This is a genomic window from Leptothrix mechoopdaensis (SeqCode), assembly GCF_053893855.1.
Window position 1 is genome coordinate 567506 of the sequence record NZ_CM132699.1, and the last position, 20153, is coordinate 587658.

Annotated in this window: 18 protein-coding genes and 2 pseudogenes; 10 read left to right on the forward strand and 10 right to left on the reverse strand. The window is 64.8% G+C overall.

Translation table 11 applies throughout. The features are described from left to right. Positions 1–132: 132 nt before the first annotated feature. The gene (locus ACWA7K_RS02565; RefSeq protein WP_456165352.1) at positions 133–1089 is read left to right on the forward strand and encodes a fatty acid desaturase family protein; all 957 of its coding nucleotides are present in this window, start codon (positions 133–135) and stop codon (positions 1087–1089) included. Continuing rightward, positions 1086–2324 carry a hypothetical protein gene (locus ACWA7K_RS02570; RefSeq protein WP_456165354.1) on the forward strand — a complete coding sequence of 413 codons (1239 nt, stop codon included), beginning with the start codon at positions 1086–1088 and terminating at the stop codon, positions 2322–2324. Before ACWA7K_RS02565 ends, ACWA7K_RS02570 begins: the two co-directional genes overlap by 4 nt. Positions 2325–2392: 68 nt before the next feature. Here ACWA7K_RS02570 and ACWA7K_RS02575 read toward each other — a convergent pair. Continuing rightward, positions 2393–3346 (reverse strand): annotated as a pseudogene (locus ACWA7K_RS02575) (HTH-type transcriptional regulator ArgP); the annotation flags it as partial. Between the two features lie 382 nt (positions 3347–3728). Here ACWA7K_RS02575 and ACWA7K_RS02580 point away from each other — a divergent pair. After that, positions 3729–4037, forward strand: coding sequence for a hypothetical protein (locus ACWA7K_RS02580; protein ID WP_456165356.1), 309 nt, complete (start codon positions 3729–3731; stop codon positions 4035–4037). 21 nt (positions 4038–4058) lie between these two features. On the opposite strand, the gene ACWA7K_RS02585 is transcribed toward ACWA7K_RS02580, so the two are convergent. Beyond that, positions 4059–4235 carry a helix-turn-helix transcriptional regulator gene (locus tag ACWA7K_RS02585; RefSeq protein ID WP_456210321.1) on the reverse strand — a complete coding sequence of 59 codons (177 nt, stop codon included), beginning with the start codon at positions 4233–4235 and terminating at the stop codon, positions 4059–4061. Positions 4236–4505: 270 nt separating this feature from the next. Here ACWA7K_RS02585 and ACWA7K_RS02590 point away from each other — a divergent pair, with 270 nt between their 5' ends. Beyond that, entirely contained in the window at positions 4506–4958 is a 453-nt protein-coding gene (locus ACWA7K_RS02590) for an H-NS histone family protein (protein ID WP_456165359.1), read from the forward strand. Positions 4959–5022: 64 nt separating this feature from the next. Next, positions 5023–6110: pseudogene (locus ACWA7K_RS02595) on the forward strand (PDDEXK nuclease domain-containing protein). 31 nt (positions 6111–6141) lie between these two features. Here the strand turns inward: ACWA7K_RS02595 and ACWA7K_RS02600 are convergent. Then, entirely contained in the window at positions 6142–7380 is a 1239-nt protein-coding gene (locus ACWA7K_RS02600; protein WP_456165361.1) for a tyrosine-type recombinase/integrase, read from the reverse strand. A gap of 287 nt (positions 7381–7667) precedes the next feature. Here ACWA7K_RS02600 and ACWA7K_RS02605 point away from each other — a divergent pair. Beyond that, a protein-coding gene (locus ACWA7K_RS02605) for an IS3 family transposase (protein WP_456165363.1) occupies positions 7668–8851 on the forward strand; the annotation gives its coding sequence in 2 pieces (ribosomal slippage) (positions 7668–7938 and positions 7938–8851; 1185 coding nt in all). Positions 8852–8948: 97 nt separating this feature from the next. Here the strand turns inward: ACWA7K_RS02605 and ACWA7K_RS02610 are convergent. The 6 genes from ACWA7K_RS02610 to ACWA7K_RS02635 form a co-directional block, all read right to left on the reverse strand. Further along, on the reverse strand, positions 8949–9626 hold the full coding sequence (locus tag ACWA7K_RS02610; protein WP_456165365.1) for a DUF4336 domain-containing protein: 678 nt from the start codon (positions 9624–9626) through the stop codon (positions 8949–8951). Positions 9627–9733: 107 nt separating this feature from the next. After that, the gene (locus ACWA7K_RS02615; protein ID WP_456165367.1) at positions 9734–10264 is read right to left on the reverse strand and encodes a GNAT family N-acetyltransferase; all 531 of its coding nucleotides are present in this window, start codon (positions 10262–10264) and stop codon (positions 9734–9736) included. A 31-nt stretch (positions 10265–10295) separates the two neighbouring features. Further along, entirely contained in the window at positions 10296–10853 is a 558-nt protein-coding gene (locus ACWA7K_RS02620; RefSeq protein WP_456165369.1) for a GrpB family protein, read from the reverse strand. Positions 10854–10928: 75 nt separating this feature from the next. Further along, positions 10929–11699 carry an SGNH/GDSL hydrolase family protein gene (locus tag ACWA7K_RS02625; protein WP_456165371.1) on the reverse strand — a complete coding sequence of 257 codons (771 nt, stop codon included), beginning with the start codon at positions 11697–11699 and terminating at the stop codon, positions 10929–10931. Positions 11700–11714: 15 nt separating this feature from the next. After that, complete coding sequence (locus tag ACWA7K_RS02630) at positions 11715–12905, reverse strand: AAA family ATPase (RefSeq protein ID WP_456165373.1); 1191 nt, start codon at positions 12903–12905, stop codon at positions 11715–11717. A gap of 110 nt (positions 12906–13015) precedes the next feature. Continuing rightward, positions 13016–13978: a MerR family transcriptional regulator gene (locus tag ACWA7K_RS02635; RefSeq protein ID WP_456165375.1), complete on the reverse strand. Its 963-nt coding sequence runs from the start codon at positions 13976–13978 to the stop codon at positions 13016–13018. A 95-nt stretch (positions 13979–14073) separates the two neighbouring features. On the opposite strand from ACWA7K_RS02635, the gene ACWA7K_RS02640 reads away from it, so the two are divergent. From ACWA7K_RS02640 to ACWA7K_RS02655, 4 genes are read left to right on the forward strand one after another with little or no spacing between them, the layout of a single operon-like run. Beyond that, on the forward strand, positions 14074–15234 hold the full coding sequence (locus tag ACWA7K_RS02640) for an NAD(P)/FAD-dependent oxidoreductase (RefSeq protein ID WP_456165377.1): 1161 nt from the start codon (positions 14074–14076) through the stop codon (positions 15232–15234). Beyond that, positions 15231–15413: a DUF2256 domain-containing protein gene (locus ACWA7K_RS02645; RefSeq protein WP_456165379.1), complete on the forward strand. Its 183-nt coding sequence runs from the start codon at positions 15231–15233 to the stop codon at positions 15411–15413. The genes ACWA7K_RS02640 and ACWA7K_RS02645 overlap by 4 nt, the downstream gene beginning before the upstream one ends. Next, positions 15406–16959, forward strand: coding sequence for a cryptochrome/photolyase family protein (locus tag ACWA7K_RS02650; RefSeq protein WP_456165381.1), 1554 nt, complete (start codon positions 15406–15408; stop codon positions 16957–16959). Before ACWA7K_RS02645 ends, ACWA7K_RS02650 begins: the two co-directional genes overlap by 8 nt. Positions 16960–16984: 25 nt before the next feature. Then, positions 16985–18493, forward strand: a complete 1509-nt coding sequence (locus ACWA7K_RS02655; protein ID WP_456165383.1) for an FAD-binding domain-containing protein — start codon at positions 16985–16987, stop codon at positions 18491–18493. 596 nt (positions 18494–19089) lie between these two features. On the opposite strand, the gene ACWA7K_RS02660 is transcribed toward ACWA7K_RS02655, so the two are convergent. Continuing rightward, positions 19090–19761 carry a hypothetical protein gene (locus ACWA7K_RS02660; RefSeq protein ID WP_456165384.1) on the reverse strand — a complete coding sequence of 224 codons (672 nt, stop codon included), beginning with the start codon at positions 19759–19761 and terminating at the stop codon, positions 19090–19092. Positions 19762–20153: the final 392 nt, after the last annotated feature.

A 20153-nucleotide genomic window follows, 5' to 3' on the forward strand; every position in this document is an offset into this window, starting at 1 on the left:
GGATCAGCCGGGCAGCGGCTGATACCTTGCGGTCCACCGTGACATGGCCCGGCATGGTCGGGGACGACCAAGGACCGGCCCAGGTCACGGACCCACCTCGACGTCCGCCCATCACCGGGGAAGGAGACGGCCATGGTCACGCCATCGGACATCACCACGGACCTGCTGGCCTTGCGGGCGCAACTGCAGTCGCAGGACCGTGGACCCGCAGGGTCCTACCGTGAGCTGCTGCGACCCGATCTTCGTCGTCCGGTCCTGGATCTGGCGGTGGACTTGCTGGTCATCGCCGCATCGATCTCGGCCGTCGAAGTCTGGGGACTGGTGACCTTGCCCCTGGCCCTGCTGCTGCTGGGCAATCGTCAGCGTGCGATGGGCAACCTGCTGCACGACGCCGGGCACGGCAACCTCGATCGACGCCGTGCGGTCAACGACAGTCTGGCGCGGGGCCTGATCGCGCCGATGCTGTTCGCGGATCTGGCCCTCTACCGCCGCACGCACTTCCGGCACCACCAGTGGCTCGGCCGAGAGACATCGGATCCAGACTTCATCGTGCCACCCCAACAGTTACCGGCGCACTGGTGGACGCGCTATCGGGTCTGTGCGACCAGCATGTCGGGCTGGTGGGGTTCGGTGTGGGGTCACCTGGTCCATCCGGAGGCACATGCGTCCTGCAGATGGATCATCGTGGGATGGTGGGTACTTGCCTTGAGCCTCGTCGCGGTGCTGGTCGGGCCGCTCGTCGCCTTGCATGCGGCTGGGCTCTGGCTGCTGGCGCGCGCGACGACCTTCCACGCCATCACCACCTTCCGGGAAATGTGTGATCACCATGGTCTGCAGGCGGGCGGGGTGTTCTCTTTCACGCGCGACGTGATCGGCCATCGCTTCTTGCGAACGGTCATCCACCCGCGCCAGAACGGCTACCACCTGACCCACCACCTGCTGCCGGCGGTGCCCTACCACCGCTTGCCGCAGGCCCACGCGCTGCTGCAGGGGCTGCCGCTGGTGCGCCAGCGCGGCCAGGTTTGTGACGCTTACCTGTTCGGACCCGGTGCCGTGGTGCGATCCTGGGAACGCGGTCCCCGCCCATGAGCACCCGCACGCTGGGTGCCCTGCATGTCGCGACGCTGCTGGTGTCGGCCAGCTATGGCATCGGCTTCCTGTTCGGGTCAGGCGAACTCGCCGTGACCCACGGCATGGCGGGAGGGCTCTACGGAGTCGCGACGGCGGCGGGCATGCTGGTGCTCGCCGGACTGGCGCGATCTCTCTGGCGACTGGGTCGGCCCATCTGGGACGTGCTTGGCGACGCCTATGGCCCGAAGGTCAGTCGTGCCATCGCGCTGTTGTCGGTGGTCTGGATGGCCGGTGTGCTGGCGGCCCAGATCCAGGGCGGCATCGCGGTGGTCCGGTTGATGGGCATTGAACCGCTGGCGTCACAGGTCGTGGTGCTGTTGCTGGTCTTTGCGGCGGCACGACTGGATCTCTCGATCGCTGCACGTGTGTTTGCGGGTTGCCTGCTGCTGAGTGGACTCGTGCTGATTGCCGCCTTGGTCCATGCCGATGGGGTGAGCCTTTACCGGCAGTCCTTGCCTCGCTTCGTGGCCGATCTGCCGAGCTTCGGTCCGATGCGTCTGGTGGCGGTGACGCTCGGGGTGGGCCTGATGGCGATCGGCGGCAGTGACTACCACCAGTTCGTGCAGGCGGCGAAGGACGCCTCGGCCGCGCGTCGAGGATGCCTGTTGGCGGCAATGCTGCTGGTCGGGCTGGCTCTGCTGCCGCCGACAGTGGTTGTCGCGATGGCCGACAACCTGCCGCCCTTAGGACCCGGCGAGCGCCAGCAGGTCGTGCCGCGCCTGCTGGCCCAGGTGGCTCGGTCGCTGGGCAGCGGGGCCGAGGTCCTGTTGCTGGCCGCGCTGTCGACCGCTGCGCTCGGGTCGGGCGCGGCGATCCTCCGGGCCATGTCGGGTGCCCTGGCCTCCGCCTGGCCGGGACGACGTGGCCACGCCGTGCTGGCCCTGGCGCTGGGGGCTCTGGTCGCCGTGCGGGGCCAGGGCATCGTCGACACGATGGTGTCGGTCAACATGGTCTACCTCGCGAGCGTGGCAGCCGTTGCCAGCGCCGTGTTGATCGGCCGGCCGTTGTCCTCGGCAGCGGCGGTGCGCGCCATGCAGGTCGGGTTCGGGGCGTCGGCAGGGGTCTATGGGCTGGCCTGGTTGGGCTGGTCATTCGGAGACGCCGACCTGGTGTCGCTGCTGTCCGGTCTGTCGGCCTCGGCCTGCGTCGCAGGGTTCTGTTCGGGATCTTCCAGCCGTTCTGCGGTGTCATGATCAAACGGCAGCGGGCCCTGGTAGAAGTCGAGCAGGTCGTCGTACAGCGACGCGGCGTCCGGCGGCGCCTTCAGTTGCTGGCTGGCGATCTCGACGATGAGTGCCGTGATGTCTCGCGCCATCGGTGGTTCCAGCTCCCAGTGATGCCAGTACAGCGCCACATCCACGGCGTGCGCCGGTGCGAGGTCGATCAACTGGCCCGTCCGCATCAGGTCTTCGCATTGCGCGCCGGGGATCAGGCCGTAGCCCGCCCCGATTGTGATGGCTTCCAGCAGCGCCGCCGGGGACGGCAGGTAGTGCCGCGCATAGCGTTCGATCGCGAACCCGAAGACCGACTGCAGGAACTCGTCGTGCAGCGCGTCCTTGCGGTTGAACAACACGGCGGTGGCTTTGAGCACGCCCGAGACCGAAAGCCCGGACGGGAAGTGTTCGTCCGCGTAGGCCGGGCTCGCACAGCACCGGTAGGTCATCACCCCCAAGGCTTCGGCGACGAAGCCGGGCGCCGGACGGGCGTCGGTCGAGATGCAGCCGATGACTTCTCCCCGGGCCAGCCGCGAGACGGTGTGGTCCTGGTCGTCGCTGATGACCTCGATGGCGGTCTGCGGCCGGAGCAGGATCTGCTGCAACACCGACGGGAACCAGGTCGCGAGCGAGTCGGCATTGACCGCGATGGGGAAGGTGACCGGGATGCCCGGTCGGGGCTGTGGCGACAGTTCGCTCAAGGCCGCACTCTCGAACAGTCGGATGGCTTTCACGTAGCGCAGCAGGATTTCGCCGGCGGAGGTGGGGGTCACCGGTCGATCGCGCACCAGCAGCACGCGAGACACCGACTCTTCCAGGGCCTTGATCCGTTGCGACACGGCACTGCGCGTGATGTTGAGCTTGAGCGCGGCCTTGTCGAAGCTCTGTTCCTCGGCCACGGTGGCGAACGTTTCCAGTTGGTCGTGATCGAGCATCGATCCTGTCTCCTCGAGAACCCTTCGAATGAATCTTGTGTTTTCTCTATTCGACGCAGGGGTCATTCGGCCGTCCTTGTCGGCGGTGTATCGAATGGCCCGTGTTCGTTACGACGGTGAGTGCTGGTGAGCAATCGGAACTGCATCACAAGGTCGGGTCGTCGATTTATCGATTCCGATCGGATGCCTTTGAATGCCCCGTGGCTGAGTTGTTGATTCAATGGATTGCACGCGCTCTCCATCGAATTGCTGGATTAATCAAAAATGCGATTTCGGGAAGTCCAGCGACAACGCGTCATTCGCGGTCTTCGAGGCTATTCAGGTTCGGTGACAAACGGTTGCCGTGTGCGTTCTATCGAGACCTTGGACCTGCTGTACTGATGGCCAGGTGATCGAGGAATCGGTCCTCGATCAATGAAACATCCATTCCAGTCGACGGAGGTTTGCCATGTGGATCGTGATCCCTCGTCGGGAACGACCGGTGATGCCGTACTGGCCCGGTCGTCGCCTGTTGGGCGCCATGGACGCCTTGGCTTGGCCGGCTCTTTGGATGGTGACGCTGATGCGCGTCGACCTGCCGATGGGTGGCGTGCGACCGTTCCTTTTGACGGTGCTGACGTGGTTCGCCGTTTCGCGCTGTTGGCGGGCCACGTTTGACAACTCGGACTACACCTTCACGACCTGGCGGTGGGGCAAGGTGTTGGGCGGCCTGCTCTTGCACAGCTGGATCCTTCAAATCACGTCGAGGCACACCTGATGAATCGCGACCGTGAAGGTGTCAGTGAGTGGCGGGTGGGCGTTCGGCGCTCCAGCGCTCGAGATCCGAACGGCGCCAGGCGATCGCGCGGGTCGACAGCCGCACAGGTGTCGGAAACCGCGACTCGGCCATCAGCCGGTAGATGGTCGAGCGACCCAGGCCGACCAGGCGGGTGACCGCGCTGATGCGTAGGAGCACGGCGGAATCGGTCAAGGGTACGGTGGGCCGGGTTTCGGTGGCGGTGGGGCGCATGTCTGACCTCGCGTTGTCGTGGTGGAGTCAATTCTGATCACGATTGGCACCTTGTGGCGCGATGAATCGAGGCCTTGATCTGTCAGGCGCGCGCAAGTACTTCAGCCAGCCGTCTCGGAAGTCCTCTACATTCGAACGACCTTGGAATCGAGATTGCGATCGCCCATGCGGTCGCAATGTCGATGCTTCTTCCTCCACCCTAGAAAGTACATGTCCATGGCCACGAAGACCCTCGCGCAGATCCAGGCGCAGATCGACAAACTGAACCGGGAAGCCGAAGCCATTCGGAGCAAGCAGGTCGCCGCAGTCGTTCAGCGCATCAAGGGCGAGATCGCGGAGTACGGTCTGACGGCAGCGGATCTGGGCTTCGCGACCAGCCGCGGGCCGGTGCGCAAGTCACGGGCGGCAGTCGCGAAGAGCATGGCGCCTGCTGTGAAGGGTCCCAAGTCCAAGGTGCGCAAGAAGGCCGCAGCACCGGAAACGCCCGCGAAGTCTCCCAAACGTGCGAAGGCCGGGAAGGCTCCGGCCAAGGCGCATGGTGTCGTGAAGTACGCAGACGATCAGGGGCACACGTGGACAGGTGTCGGCAAGCGCCCGGGGTGGTTCCTGGCTGCGCTGGAGGCAGGCAAGACGGCAGAAGAGCTGCAGGTCAGTTCTGCTGGAACGTGAGTCCTTGCTCACGCGGGAATGCCTGGTCTTTTTTGGGCCTTGCTTTCGCACGGAGTGAACGGTCATGACTGACATCGTCCCTGATGATGCCGATGGCTCAGTGGACTACGCCAGCATTCCTGCCGATGTCGTCGCTTTGCTCGAGACGGCACGGCGCGACGCTGCGCGCAGCGTCAATGCGCTGATGACCGCGAGTTACTGGGCCATCGGCCAGCGCATCGTTGCGTCCGAACAAGACGGTCGACGGAGAGCGAGCTATGGCGATGCGCTGATCGAGCGCCTGGCCGATGACCTGACCCACCGTTTCGGGCGAGGCTTCAGCCGGCAGAACATCTGGCAGATGCGCTCGTTCTATCTGGCCTGGCCCAACGCGCAGATTCTCCAGACACCGTCTGGAGAATTGCCGGAGCTGCTGGCCTTGGCTCGGGCGTTTCCGCTGCCATGGTCGGCATACGTGCGCCTGCTGTCGGTCAAGTCTGACGCGGCCCGGGCGTTCTATGAGACCGAGGCGCTGCGCTGCGGATGGAGCGTCCGCCAGCTGGATCGGCAGGTCAACAGCCAGTTCTACGAGCGCATCGCCCTGTCGCGCAACAAGGCGGCCATACTCGAGAAGGCCGAAAAGCCCGATGCCGGTGACGTTGTGACGCCGGAGCAGGCCATCAAGGATCCCTTCGTCCTGGAGTTCCTCAATCTCAAGGACGAGTACTCCGAGTCAGATCTGGAAGATGGTCTGATCCAACACCTCGCCGATTTCTTCTGGAACTCGGGGACGACTTCGCGTTTGTCGGGCGCCAGCGTCGACTGAGGCTGGACGACAGCTGGTTCCGGGTCGACCTCTTGTTCTTCCATCGACGCCTGCGTTGCTTGCTCATCATCGATCTCAAGATCGGCCGGTTCAGCCACGCGGACGCGGGGCAGATGCACATGTACCTGAACTACGCCCGAGAACACTGGATGAAGCCTGGAGAGAACCCCCCGGTTGGTCTTGTGCTGTGCACCAGCAAAGGCAGCAACGAGGCTCACTACGCCCTGGATGGCTTGCCCAACAAGATCATGGCGGCCGAGTACCAGACGGTCTTGCCGGACGAGAAATTGCTGGAGGCGGAGTTAGACCGAACGAGGCGCGAGCTGGAGCTTCGACGGTCAAAGTGACCTGGTTCGGAGGCGGTCGCTGTCGTGCACTTCAAGGCTTCCGTACAGCAGCCCGAACGGTCTTTCCGGTAGGAGTCCGGTTCGTACCGGAGCGGAGACGATCCAGGTGATCTGCCCAGGCCTGAAGCATTTCCCGGCGCTCGGTCTGATAGGCGTGCCGGTTGTACGCAGCTCGAACGCGATTGACCGGTACATGGGCCAGACAGTGTTCGATCACGTCAATGTTTGCGCCGATCGCATTAAAGTGGGTGCTGAACGTCGCCCGCATGCCGTGCGGCGTTCCGTCACCCGCGAACCCCAGTCGAACCACGATCGCGTTCAAGGTCCCACCCGCCATCGGACGAGTTGGGTCGTGTCGATTCGGGAACAGGAAGTCGCATTCCGGTGGCACGATTTCCCGAAGCTTGGAAAGCAGTTCGACGGCCTGACGAGAGAGTGGGACCCAGTGGGTCCGATTCGCCTTCATCCGTGAGGCTGGAATCTCCCATTCACCTGACTCCAGGTCGATCTCGTCCCATCTCGCGCCGGTCACTTCCGCTTTGCGGCAAGCGGTCAGGGTGACCAACAGCATCGCCATCCGCGACTGTTCTTGTCCCAGGTCGAGTGCATCCAGCTTGCGCAAGAAGTCGCCCAGCATGTCCATCGTCAAGGCAGGGTGATTCTTCTGATTCCTCTTGCGCAGCACGCGGACGGGGGGAACTGGGTTGTATTCGATGAGGCCTGAATCAATGGCGTACTCGAAGATGCCCCAGAGGTGATTCCGAAGGTTGCGCGCGACTTCCGGTGCCCGTGCCTCGATCTCCTTGAGGGCGGCCGTGAGTTCCAGCCGAGTGATCTCCTGGATGGGACGATCCTTGAAGCGGGGGAACAGGTCCTTCTCGATCTCCCGATTGCGCTGCTTCACGGTCACGGGTCTGAGGTTGGCGCTGCTGGCGGAATTCCAGTCTTCGAACACGATGCCGAAGTTGGCCTTGGCTCGAAGTGCCTCCTCCCTTGCCTGGCGTTCTTGAGCTTCCCGCTTGGCGTGGATGGGATGGACCCCGGCGGAGATGAGCTTGCGGGAGTCTGCATGTGCGAGCCGCGCGTCTGACAGGGAGACTTCGGGGAACGCACCCAGAGCCTGCAGTCCTTCAACCCCGTTGAGCCTGAATTTATAGCGCCAGAGCTTCGAGCCTCCTGGCTGCACCAAGAGGAACAAGCCACCGGCGTCGGACAGCTTGTAGGGACGTTCGGCGGGCTTCGCCGACTTGATCTGGAGGGTGGTGAGCATGGGTGGCACCGACGTTGCGTACCCCCAAACTTACCCCTCGGCGATCGAGATCTCAAGAAATGACCTTGAACGGTCCTGGACCATTGATCGACGTAAGTGCTTGTGGTGATTGAAGATTTTTGACGTCTTGGGACGACTTGGCCTCGCTTCGGACAGAGCGCGACAGCTCAGGTGGCGAGTTTCAAGGGAGGGCCTGCGGGGTGAGTGTTGGGGGGATGGGCGCGGGATCTGTGCTGGTCCAATCTCCCTGGACACCTCGCTAGGTGGTCAACCCCCGGAGAGGACAGATGAGCAAGAAGGAAAGAAGGACGTTCAGCGCCGAGTTCAAGCTGCAGGTCGTGCAGATGATTCGGGATCAGGGACTGAGCGTGAGCGAGGTCTGCCGAGACATGAAGCTGGGCGAGACGGCTGTGCGTCGCTGGTTGACGCAGGTCGATGAAGAGGCGGCCGGTCGGTCGGGGATCGGCAAGCCGCTGACGGCCGAGCAGCAGCGCATCCGGCAACTTGAGGCCGAGAACAGGCAATTGCGGGGCGATGTGGAGATCCTAAAAAAAGCATCGGCCTTCTTCGTCCGGGAACTGCGATGAGCCACCGGCTCGTCGAGCATCTGCACAAGAAGGCCTACCCCGTCGAGCGGCTTTGCCACGTCCTGGGCGTGAGCCGATCGGGCTACTACGGCGCGCGACATCGACAACGGCAGGCGCCAGCGGCTTGCCTGGTCAGCGCCCAGCTCAAGGCCGAGTTTGTCGCCAACGAGAAGGTCTACGGCAGTCGTCGCCTGGTCTCGGCGCTGCAGGATCTGGGCTTGCGAGTGGGTCGCTACCGCGTGCGCCGCCTGATGCGCGAACACCGTCTGCGCCCCCGGTGGCAACGCAAGTTCATCCACACCACCGACAGCGCGCACGCGCTGCCGGTCTCGGAAAACCTGCTGGCTCGGCGCTTCGATCCGAGCCGGCCTGACCAGGCCTGGGTCAGCGACATCACCTACATCCGCACGCGCAGCGGCTGGCTGTACCTGGCCGTCGTGATGGACCTGTACGCCCGCAAGATCGTGGGCTGGTCGATGGCGCCGAACATGCCCGCCGAACTGGTGTGCTCGGCGCTCCAGATGGCCATTGCCCAACGTCGACCCGCCCCCGGTCTGATCGTGCACTCGGACCGCGGCAGCCAGTACGCCAGCGGCCAGCATCAAGCGCTGCTCGCACGCCATGGCCTGATCGGCAGCATGAGCCGAAAGGGCAACTGCTGGGACAACGCGGTCATGGAGCGCTTCTTCCTGAACCTCAAGATGGAGCGCGTCTGGCATCGCGACTACGCCAACCACGGCGAAGCCACCCAGGACATCGCCGACTACATCGTCGGCTTCTACAACAGCGTGCGCAGGCACTCGAAGCTGGGCAACGTCGCGCCCAACGTCTTTGAGCAACGGCAGGCTGTACAACAACCTATCGGCGTGTCCGTTGGGGCTTGACCAGCACAATCGTACAAGGCGGGGCGGCGGGAAGAGCGAGCGGCCCTGCGCTGGGGCCTGGGACCGCGTCGATCGGCAGAAGGCCGTGGCAAGCAGCTCAAGTGAGCCACGACCATGCCTTCGCGAGCTTGGCCACGGGCTGGTCATCGATGACCTGATCGTGCGCCACGATCACCCGCTGGATGGGGAGTGCCAGCAAGGGACGTACAGATCTCGCGAGAGCTTGTTTGTCCTTGATGAGCAGCTTCATGGTCCTCGACATGCCGAGCGTCCCATGTATGCCCAGCAACCTGGAGACCAAGGCGGTCATGCCCTGGCTTGTTCTCGAGATGCAGAACAGCAGGTCCGTCACGACCAATGTGCCGCTGTCGATGTGGAACCAGACCGTCTCATTCAAGATCGGCAGGCCTTCCATGAAGAAGCCTTGAATCTCCGCGTTCCAGGGGGCCTCGCGAGAGATGTGCGGGAAGCGGCCGAGGTCCGGGCGCTTCGACTCCAGGCCGGGAGCGATGTACCCCTGAGCCGCCGGGTGGGCCTTCAGGAAATCGAGGAAGAAGAGATGGTGACTCTTGTTCGGCGCCAGCACATGACGGACGCTTCCCAGCTTCCCGAGTTCATCCATCAACTCCTGCGAGGGCGAGATCGGAGAGTGAACCCAGAGCGAACCGTCGCGCAGTCGAACCACGGTCATTCGGGTGGTGATGGCGATCGGGCCGAACTTCAGGGCTTGCTGTGCGTACCAGACCGAGTTGGGGACCAGGCAGGTGAGTGACATGGTGCGGGTCGTGAAGTCGAGTGAATGAAAGCGGCATCTTCATCCGTCCACCGCTTCGAAAGCGGATGACCCGCGCCATGCCGTTGACGCTGCGGTTGAACGAGTGGTCAATCCATGTCCGCGCTGACGCGACACCACATGTGGCGCTTGGAGACGAACGCGGCACCGATCCTGTTGGCCAGCGGTTCGACGCCGAAGCTGATGAAGCCGCAGGACTCGTACAGCTTCGTGGCCGGCTGATTCCCTTCCGTCACCGTCAGCTGCACCAGGACGAGACCCGGGACGTCCCTGGCCTTCGCCAGGACCGCCTGCACCAGCAGGCGAGCGAGTCCGCGGTTCCGATGCCCGGGCGCCACATACATGCCAAAGAGAGTCCCCTTGTGGCTCGTGCGCTCGCGCTGCCCGCGCGACAGGCCGGCAAGCCCGACCAGCACGCCCTCGCAACAGGCGCCGAAGACCCACTCCGAGGCGTCGGGCTTGTTCCCGATCCTGGCTTGCCACCACGACAGAGGCAGCGACTGCCGCTCTTCGACCGTCGAGGTGAACGCGTCGGGTTCAAGCTGGTACGCGTCGAGCATCAACGCCCGGTAGTCGGCGGCATCCGCTTCTGTCAGCTGGCGAACCAGGGTGGTGTTCATGTGGCCTGACGGGTGATCGACGACGGGTGAATCAGTCGATTGTCGAGTGCCCGGGCGAAGGCGTCGCGCCACCCGCCCGTCGCGCACCGAGCAGCGCCCGCTCGATGAACTCGCTCTTTCCCATCGAATAGCTGGCGACCGAGTGGAGCGTCGTGCCCTCGTGCTGGCCGGCCAGCTGGCGCTTCAGGGCCTCGTATCGCTGCGCCTGTTCCGCGTTCTCTCGCAGGTGGTCGCGGAAGGCGAGGTGCAGGAATTCCAGTTCCTCACCGGCCACGCAAAGGTGGATGTGGTGCGTGCTGGGCCACAGGCCGGGCTTGGCGAACCACGGGTACTCGGGATCCACGAACTCGCTGATGCGGATCAAGTGATAGCCGAGTGACGCGAGGGGTGCCTCGAAGGGTTCGAGCGATGCCAGTGACCGGACGGACACCTGGATGTCGATGACCGGCTTGGCGGCCAGCCCGGGCACTGCCGTGGAGCCGACATGGTCGATTCGAATGGCGTCTGCACCCATGACGTTCCGGATGGCGGCGGCTTCGGACTCGAATGCCCATCGCCACGCGTCGGTGTAGGGGACGATCTCGATCATGGGGCGGTGCGCGTGTGTGATGGAAGGCAGACGAATGAATGGGCATCCATGTCGGCTCGCCATTCAGACCGTCATTCAGGCGGCCACCTGCGAGCCTTCGCCCTTGAACCGGCCTTCACTCACCGCACGCCAGATCGCCGAGGCGATCTTCCTGCCGCCGGCCACGGACGGCTCGATCGGGTTGGCGTAGTCGGCGGCGGTCTGGCAGACGCGGCGCAGGTCGATGACACGCAAGCCGTGTTCGGAGGCGACGCGGAGGATGACGTCGTTGTAGACGGCCAGCGCGGTCGTGATCACCCGCTGGTATTCGGGAATCGGGAAGTTGCCGTTGTAGATCGTGCAGACCACCACCGGCAGGCCGGTCGCGAGGCACCGCGTGACGGCGTCGCGGTAGTCGACCTCGAAGGACGCGATGGCTTCGGAGATCAGCAGAAGGGCGGCATGGCTGGAGTCGACCGGCGTGTCCAGGATGTCTTCGCGGCTGAGCGCGTCATTGCCGCCAACGCTGAGGACGATGTGGGTGTGGGCCGGTGTCAGTCCTTCCAGCTGCGCCGCGATCTGAGCCGACACGGAGCCGTCCACGGCGAGCAGGTCGGCTTGCCAGTTGGCGGGAATGATCTGTCGCAAGTGGTCGATGACGGCAGGACCGCCCTTGGTATAGGGCGCGTTGTCGAAAATCGAATCACCGAGTAGCGCGATGTGGGTCATGTGACGTGCCGCCGGGCTTGTCTGGGTCGACCGTGCGTTCGCACCGTGCCGGAGTGGTTCCAAGAGCGGTGCTGGCTGACGATTCTGTCGGTGGCTTGCGGTGTTGCCAATGGAGGCGGGCGGGGTGCGGGCCTTCATCCCCGCCCCGCCAAATCACTCCCGCCAGTCGTCTCCGCGCATGATGCGTTTCATGAACGAATCGAACATCGGCACCGTGAAGGCGGTGTCGCCGTGATTCGGGCTCCAGACCATTCCCTTCTTGATGAGCGAGCTTCTTGTGGGTGCGAGTGACGAGACCTTGGCCCCGAAGCAGGCAGCGATGTCGCCCGAGCGATGAGGTCCGGCGCCGAGTTCAGCCATGGCGCGCAGGTATCGCTTTTCCTTCGGGGTGCAGCGATCAAATCGAACCCTGAAGAAGCTTTCGTCCAGTGCAGCGATGGCTTGTGCGTTGGCCACTTCCACATCGTGAAGCGAAATCGGGGATTGATGGGCGACCAGCCAGGTGTGGCTGCCCCATTCCTGCAAGAAGTAGGCATAGCCCTGCGTCAGCGACAGGATTCGATCGACGGCATCGGCGTCAATGCTGGCGCCTTCGCTGATGATGGGTCGGGAGATGGCCAGACGCGCTGCGTCTTCAGGAAGCGGTCCGATGTCGGGGAAGTCGAACAGTCGCTCCGCGTAGGACTTCGCATTGCCCATCTGCCCGCGAAGCTGAGGCAAACCAGCGCCCACGAGAATGATCGGAAGTTGACGTTGCTCGGTTCGGTGCATCGCCGTGATCAGTGCCGCCAGTTGCGCTTCTTCCACGTATTGAAGCTCATCGACGAACAGGGCCACGGCAGTTCCTGCGGCTCGCGCGGCAAGTCCGACTTGTTCGAACAGGGCTTGCAGGTCGTGCTCAAGGTCTCCGTTGTCAGCAAGGCCCGGTTCAGCGTCAAAGTCGAAGCCGACCTCGATGTCGTTGTAGGTCGCCTTGAGCTTGTTCGCGAACCCGGCCAGCGCTCGCAAGCCTCTGATTGCGTAGGCCTTGGCGGTCTCGACGGTACTCAGGCGCAACAGGGCCTGCCGCAGTTGAGGGGCCAAGATCGCCGGCAGTGAGCGCCCCTCAGGAGCCTCGACTCGGACGGTATGAATGCCTGCCGCTTCGGCGTCCTGCCGGATGCGATCCAGCAAGACGGTCTTGCCGACCCCACGCAAGCCCACCAGCATCGCGCTCTTGGCCGGGCGCCCGATGCGAGTGCGCTCCAGGCTGATGCGCAGCGCAGAGCGAAGCTCGTCACGGCCGGCCAGCTCGGGCGGCGGCGTGCCAGCACCTGGGGCGAAGGGGTTGCGGATGGGGTCCATGTGTCGATTATCGTGAAGTTCGGAAAGTTATCAATCAAAGATAACTTCCGAAATTTCACTTGATCTCGTCTGCGCGTCCTCGCATGACGCGCCGGTCAACCCCCTCCAGCCTATCCCTCCCCCGGCAACAACAACCCTTCATGCCTCGCCACCGCCTCCAGCGCCGCCTCGAACCGCGCCCTGGCGCTGGCGGTGACCTGGTGGAGGTGCGCGTGCAGGGCCGCGTCGGACGGGCTGCGGTGGGCGCAGTCGGCGCTGTAGGCCTCGAAGTGCGACAGCTGCACCAGCAGCTCGGCGATGTGGCGCGGGCATTCGCAGGCGATGGTCGAGGACAGGCCGGCGAAGTCGGCCAGCGCGGCGTCGTCCCAGCGGCGGGGTGGGGCGGGTTCGGTGCTGCGGGTGATGGCGTGGAGCCACTGCGCCAGCACCGCGTCGGGTTGCGGGTCGCGCAGCAGGGCGACGCCGGCGTCGACCAGTGCGGTGCAGACGGCGTCGCTGGCGTAGCGGTAGACGACGGCCAGGCGCGCGGCGGTCGACGGCAGCGTGTCCTGCCAGCCGTCGTGCAGCGTGGGGGCGTGGATCAGCAGCAGGTCGACGTCGGGCAGATCGGCTGGATCCGTGAGATCCGGATAGGGCCCGCTGACGACGATCGACCCGTCCAGCCGCTGACGCAGTGCCGGCCGCTGCAGCCGGCTCGCCAGCGCGGGGCCGATGACGCCGATGCGGCGCAGCGGCGGGTGCGTCGGCACGGGCGGTTCCGCCTGCCGGCCGGCCAGCGTGCGGGCGTGGGTGGCCGCCACCTGCTGCAGCTGCGCCATGTCCAGGCCGGCGAGGCTGCCGATGGCGTGGCCCAGGTCGGTCAGCTGCTTGATCAGCGCCAGCCGCCGCACGTCGTCGGCGCCATAGAGGCGCTGGCCGCTGGGGCTCAGCGCCGGTTGCGTCAGGCCGTAGCGGCGTTCCCAGACCCGCAGCGTGGCGACCGGCATGCGCAACATCCGCGCGACCGCGCCGCTGCGGTGCCATGTGCCGTTGGCGACGGGGGGGTCTGACGGGGGCGGGCTGGAATCGGTCATCGATGAATCGGGTTTGAAGCGGATAGTCCGACCGGATTGTCCGATTGAAGCGGAGTTGAATCCGTTTTGACCTGGACAAACCTATGCTGGCGTCCATGACATCCCACCTTACCCCTCGTGTCGCCGTGATCGGCGCCGGCATGTCCGGCGCGACCTGCGCCCAGGCCCTGACGCAGGCCGGCCATGCCGTGCAGGTGTTCGACAAGGCACGCGGCCCTGGCGGGCGTCTGGCGACCCGGCGGATGGCGTGGGACGAGGCCGGCCGCCGGTCCTGGACCACCCGGATGGACCACGGCGCGCTGGGCATCACGGCCCGCAGCCCCGCCTTCCTGTCCTTCGTCCACCGGGGCGTGCAGGCCGGCTGGCTGGCGCGCTGGTCGCCGGTGATGGCGCCCGGCAGTCGCGCGCTGGAACCGACCCTGCGTTTCCACCTGCCGACGCCGGACCTGCCGACCGTCTGCCGCCAGTTGCTGGAAGGTTCGGTGACCCGCTGCGGCGCCGCCGTCCAGGCCCTGCGGCGGGGTGCCGACGGCTGGCAGCTGCAGGTGGATGACACGTGGCTGCCCGACCGTTTCGACGCCGTCGTGCTGGCGATTCCGCCGGCCCAGGCCGCACCGCTGCTGGCGCCGCACCGCGCCGACTGGTCGGCCGATGCGGCACAGGTGACGATGCAGCCGTGCTGGACGCTGATGGGCATCGAGGCGGTCGATGTGCTCAACGAACCCTTCCGGTCCAGCCGCCCATGGGACCTGGCCGCGCCGGTCGACGGCCCGCTCGCCTGGGTGCTGCGGCAGGACGCGCGCCCCGGCCGTCCGGCCGTGGCCGGTCAGGCGCACTGGGTCGCGCATGCCCGCATCGACTGGAGCCGCGAGCATCTGGAGCGCTCGCCGGTGTGGATCCAGGCGCACCTGCTCGATGCGCTCGACGCGGTGATCGGCCGCCGCGCCGGGCAGACGCTGTGGCACCACTCGGTCGTGCACCGCTGGCGCTACGCGCTGCCGCCGCAGCGGTCTTGCGCGCCGGCCGCGTCGACGTCGCCGTGCTGGTGGGACGCCGAACGCCGCCTGGGTGTCTGCGGCGACTTCCTCGGCGCTGAGGGGATGGAAGCCTCCGGCGACGGCCCGGGCAGCCACGGCGTCGAGGCCGCGTGGTGGTCCGGACGTGCGCTGGCGGCTCAGGTGTTGGCGCAACGACTGCCGCAACAGTTGTCGCACCAACAAGCGCCGGACTCGGCCTTCGCCGAGGCGCTGACGTGAGCGCACGCTCGCAGCGAGAGCCCGGCGCCGGCTTCCGCGGCAACAAGGCGTCCCTCCCCAGCAAGCCCTGCGTGGCCTGCGGTCTGGCGATGACCTGGCGGCGCCGCTGGGCGAAGAACTGGGCCGAGGTGAAGTACTGCTCCGACGCCTGCCGGCGCCAGAAGGCCGCCGGTGGCTGAGCTGCGCACGCTGGTGCTGGTGCTGGGCGACCAGCTCGATCTGGAGGCCAGCGCCTTCGACGGCTTCGACGCCGACCTGGACCGCGTCTGGATGGCCGAGGTGGCCGAGGAGTCCACCCACGTCTGGTCCAGCCAGCCACGCACCGCCGTGTTCCTGGCGGCCATGCGGCACTTCGCAAACGCCTTGCAGGACGCCGGCCGGCCGCTGAGCTACACACGACTCGACGCGCCCGACAACGCCGGCAGCCTGGCCGCGCAGCTGACGCAAGACATCGCCCGGCTGCGGCCGGCGCAGCTGGTGATGACGGCGCCCGGCGACTGGCGCGTGCTGCAGGCCATCAAGGCCGTCGCGGCCGATGCGGGCCTGCCGCTGGACGTGCGCGAGGACCGCCACTTCTACGTCACGGTGCGCGAGTTCGCCGCCCATGCACGTGGCCGCAAGTCGCTGCGGCTGGAGCACTTCTACCGCGAGCAGCGCCGCCGCCATCAGGTGCTGATGGACGGCGACGAGCCGGCCGGCGGGCAGTGGAACTTCGACGCCGACAACCGCGAAGCCTTCGGTGCTGACGGCCCCGGCTTCCTGCCCCCGCGTGCCGCCTTCGAGCCCGATGCGCTGACGCGCGAGGTGCTGGCACTCGTCGCCGAGCGGTTCGCCGATCACCCGGGCCGGCTCGACAGCTTCGCCTGGCCGGTGACGCGCGAGCAGGCCTTTCGGGCGCTGGACGCCTTCATCACCGAGCGCCTGCCGCTGTTCGGGCGGTATCAGGACGCCATGTGGCCGGGCGACCCGTGGCTTTACCACTCGCACCTGTCGGCCGCGCTGAACCTGAAGCTGCTGAACCCGCGCGAGGTCGTCGCGGCGGCCGAGGCGGCCTGGCGTGCCGGGCAAGCACCGCTGGCCAGCGTCGAAGGCTTCATCCGCCAGATCCTCGGCTGGCGCGAGTACGTGCGCGGCATCTACTGGACCCGCATGCCCGCCTATGCCGATGGCAACGCGCTGAACGCCACGCAGGACCTGCCCGGCTGGTACTGGACCGGCGCCACCGACATGGCCTGTCTGCGCGACGCACTGGCTCAGACCCTGAGCCACGGCTACGCCCACCACATCCAGCGCCTGATGGTCACCGGCCTGTATGCGCTGATGCTGGGCGTGCAGCCGAAGCAGGTCCACCGCTGGTATCTGGCGGTCTATGTCGACGCGGTCGAATGGGTCGAACTGCCCAACACGCTGGGCATGAGCCAGTACGCCGACGGCGGCCTGATGGGCAGCAAGCCCTATGTCGCGACCGGCCGCTACATCGACCGCATGGGGCCGCATTGCAGCGGCTGTCGCTACGACCCGGCGCAGCGCACCGGCGAGCGCGCCTGCCCCTACACGACGCTGTACTGGGACTTCCTGATGCGCCACGAGGCGCTGCTGGCCGGCAACCCGCGCATGGCGCTGCAGGTCAGGAATCTGGCCCGGCTCGACGACGCCGAACGCGACGCCGTGCGCCAGCGCGCCGACGCGATCCGGCGGGGCGAGGTCGGCGCCGCGAAGGTCTGAAGGGTTCGGGTCGATGGCCGACACGATGACCGACACCCACGCGCCCACCGCCGTCGTCTGGTTCAAGCGCGACCTGCGCCTGCGCGACCACGCCCCGCTGGCCGAGGCCGCGCGCATCGGCCGGGCGATCGGCCTGGTCGTCATCGAGCCCGCGTGGCTCGCCAGCCCCGAATGCGACCCGCGCCACGTCGCCTACCTGCTGGCCTGTGTCAGCCGCCTGCGCGACGACCTGGCCGCGCGTGGCCTGCCGCTGATCGTGCGCGTGTCCGACATGCCCGACGCGCTCGCGTCTCTGCACCGCGAACGGCCCTTCACCGACCTGCTCAGCCACGAGGAAACCGGCCCCGGCTGGAGCTACACCCGCGACCTGGCCGTGGCCGACTGGTGCCGCCGCACGGGGGTGCGCTGGCAGGAGTTCCCGCAGACCGGCGTGGTCCGCCGCCTGCGTTCACGCCTGGGCTGGGCCGGCCGCTGGACCGCCCGCATGGACGCACCCGAGGTTCCGCCGCCGCCCGCCTTCCAGCCCGCGATGCCGCTGGACGCGAGCCCCTTGCCGACCCTGCGCGACCTGGGTCTGACCGAGCCTGCCACGCCACTGCCCACCGCCGGCGAACGCGCCGCGTGGTCGATGCTCGACAGCTTCCTGGCCGGCCGCGGCCGCGACTACCGCCGCGCCCTGTCCAGCCCGATCACCGCCGTCGACGGCTGCAGCCGCCTGAGCGAGCACCTCGCCTTCGGCACGATCTCGATGCGCTGCGTCCACCAGGCCACCGAGTCCACGATCACCCGCACCCCCGACGCCACGCTCGCCTGGGCCCTGCGCGGCTTCGCCAGCCGGCTGCGCTGGCACTGCCACTTCATGCAGAAGCTCGAAGACCAGCCCGACCTCGAGTTCCGCAACCTCGCCCGCTCCGTCAACGGCGTGCGCCCCGGCGACGGCGTCCACCCCGGCCCGATCGACACCGAACGCCTGCAAGCCTGGTGCGAAGGTCGCACCGGCTACCCCATGGTCGACGCCTGCATGCGCCAGCTGCGTACCACCGGCTGGCTGAACTTCCGCATGCGCGCGATGCTGGTCAGCTTCGCCGCCTACCACCTGGGCCTGCACTGGCGCGAGCCCGGCCTCTTCCTGGCCCGCCAGTTCCTCGACTTCGAACCCGGCATCCACTGGAGCCAGATGCAGATGCAGTCCGGCACCACCGGCATCAACACGCTGCGCATCTACTCGCCCACCAAGCAGGCCCTCGACCACGACCCCCAAGGCCTCCACATCCGCCACTGGATCCCCGAGTTCGGCACCCCGGCCTATCCCGCCCCGATCGTCCACGAACGCACGGCCCTGGCCGCCATCAAGTCCGCCCTCTACGACGTCCGGCAGACGGCGGATGCGAAGGACGAGGCGGATGCGATCCAGCGGCAGCATGGGTCGCGAAGGAGTGGGTTGGGGGTGAGTGGGAACAAGCCGACGGCGCGGCGCGGGAAGGCAGGGGCGGAGGTGATGCCCAGGGAGGATGGGCAGGGGAGCTTGTTTTAGGTGTTGCAGCCAAGTAATTGACTTTTTACGTGGTTTGCTTGGCTTGCGAAAAATAGGTTTGGTGATTTATCGTCTGGCGTGGGGTTGCTCAGATGCTGATGTAGTGTTGATATATTTGTTTTAGCTCTATCTGGTCTGGCGATTCTAGTAGATCGAGCATTTCGTTAAAGCTATGGATGTAATTTAAATGTGGCAAAATTCTCGTTGCATCCAAAATCTGAACATTGGTTGTCGACTTGATGATCCAGTCAGAAAAGAGAATATTGATTCTCATTCGATGGGCGAGACTTTCGGAGATCTCGGCATCAAAAAAGTTTGTCGTAGTTGCCAAGCGAGTCCTTCTTCCTGGATGATTTGCGGAATACCTTCTTAGGGATTCGATGGATTTGGCTATTATTCTGTCTCGTTCCTCTTTGTGTGCTTGATCACCAAAGTGCTCGCACTGAACGAACTCGTCACATCGGAGGCAAAAATAGAGCCCATTTTCAGTGTTTAGGTCGCCGTGAAAGTGGTACTTGCCATCATCACTGGATTTGCTGCTGGTGATTGGACTACGAGGGATCGATTGGCTAACGAGTATGGGGTTCATTCTGAGGTCAATATGGGCGTTCGTCTGCGAAAGAAACTGATGCTTCGATACAAAGTTCTAGTTGATTGCTGAAACTTCCTTCGAAACCTGAGAAGTCCTTTCCGTCCCAGAATTCCAAGAGTGGAACAAATCGGGGAGGTCCGTCTTCATCGGTGATTCTGAGTATATCGAGTCCGCCGTCGGAATTTCTGTGAAACCATCGGACTTCATTTGACCATATTCCGTATGGTTCTAGAAAGTCTTCTTGGATGGATTGAATAATCTGGTTGAGTCGAGGGAATACCTGTCCGCTAGCTTTTTGTCCTCGCATATCGATGATTAGTGCTGTAATCCTTGAGCGTGCGATTTCATGGCTAACGTAAGCACGAATGCCTTCGTATTCATGTCTCCCTTTTGTATTTGCTGGTAAGTGGCTTGCCCATTCAACGCGAGCATCTTCCTCATTTTCTATCTTTACTCCGAGAGAGGATAGAACGCTTTCAATGGAAACAAGTCGTTCGAAAAAGCCTTTGCCATTGCAGCCTTTGCAGAATTGTTTTTCATTGTTGTCGGAAGTTTCTTGGCCATAGCACGTCCAACATGGATAGCGCCGGACTAGCAGTGTCCCGAGTTGAGTTCCGTTTGGATTTTTTTCGATTTGCCTTTCGCCGAAGATATGCTCATGGAAATTGATTCCCATAGGACCTCCGTAAACTTTCAAAAAATGGGGTTTGAGGCTGTTAAGTATTGACTCTTTTATTTTGGCGGGGTTGTATTGGAGTGTAAATTTATCATTGCTTTCCTTGGTGTTGGTTGAATGAACTAGATTCTAGATACTGTGAGGCTCATTGGTGGCCTCGGTGCTTGGCCAGTAAATATCGCACATCCTTTAGGCGTTGACCGACCAACTTTGCCCAGTTCGTGAGTTTCCCGATAGATGGGACTCTGATCTGATCCAGGTGCGGCTGCCCTCACGACGATGCCTCACCGCCAAAATCCTCTGTCATGCCAACTCCCACCGCCCCGCCACCCCCAGACAGCCTCCCCACCTCACAACCAGACCCCGCCACCACCAGCACCACGACCCCCCAA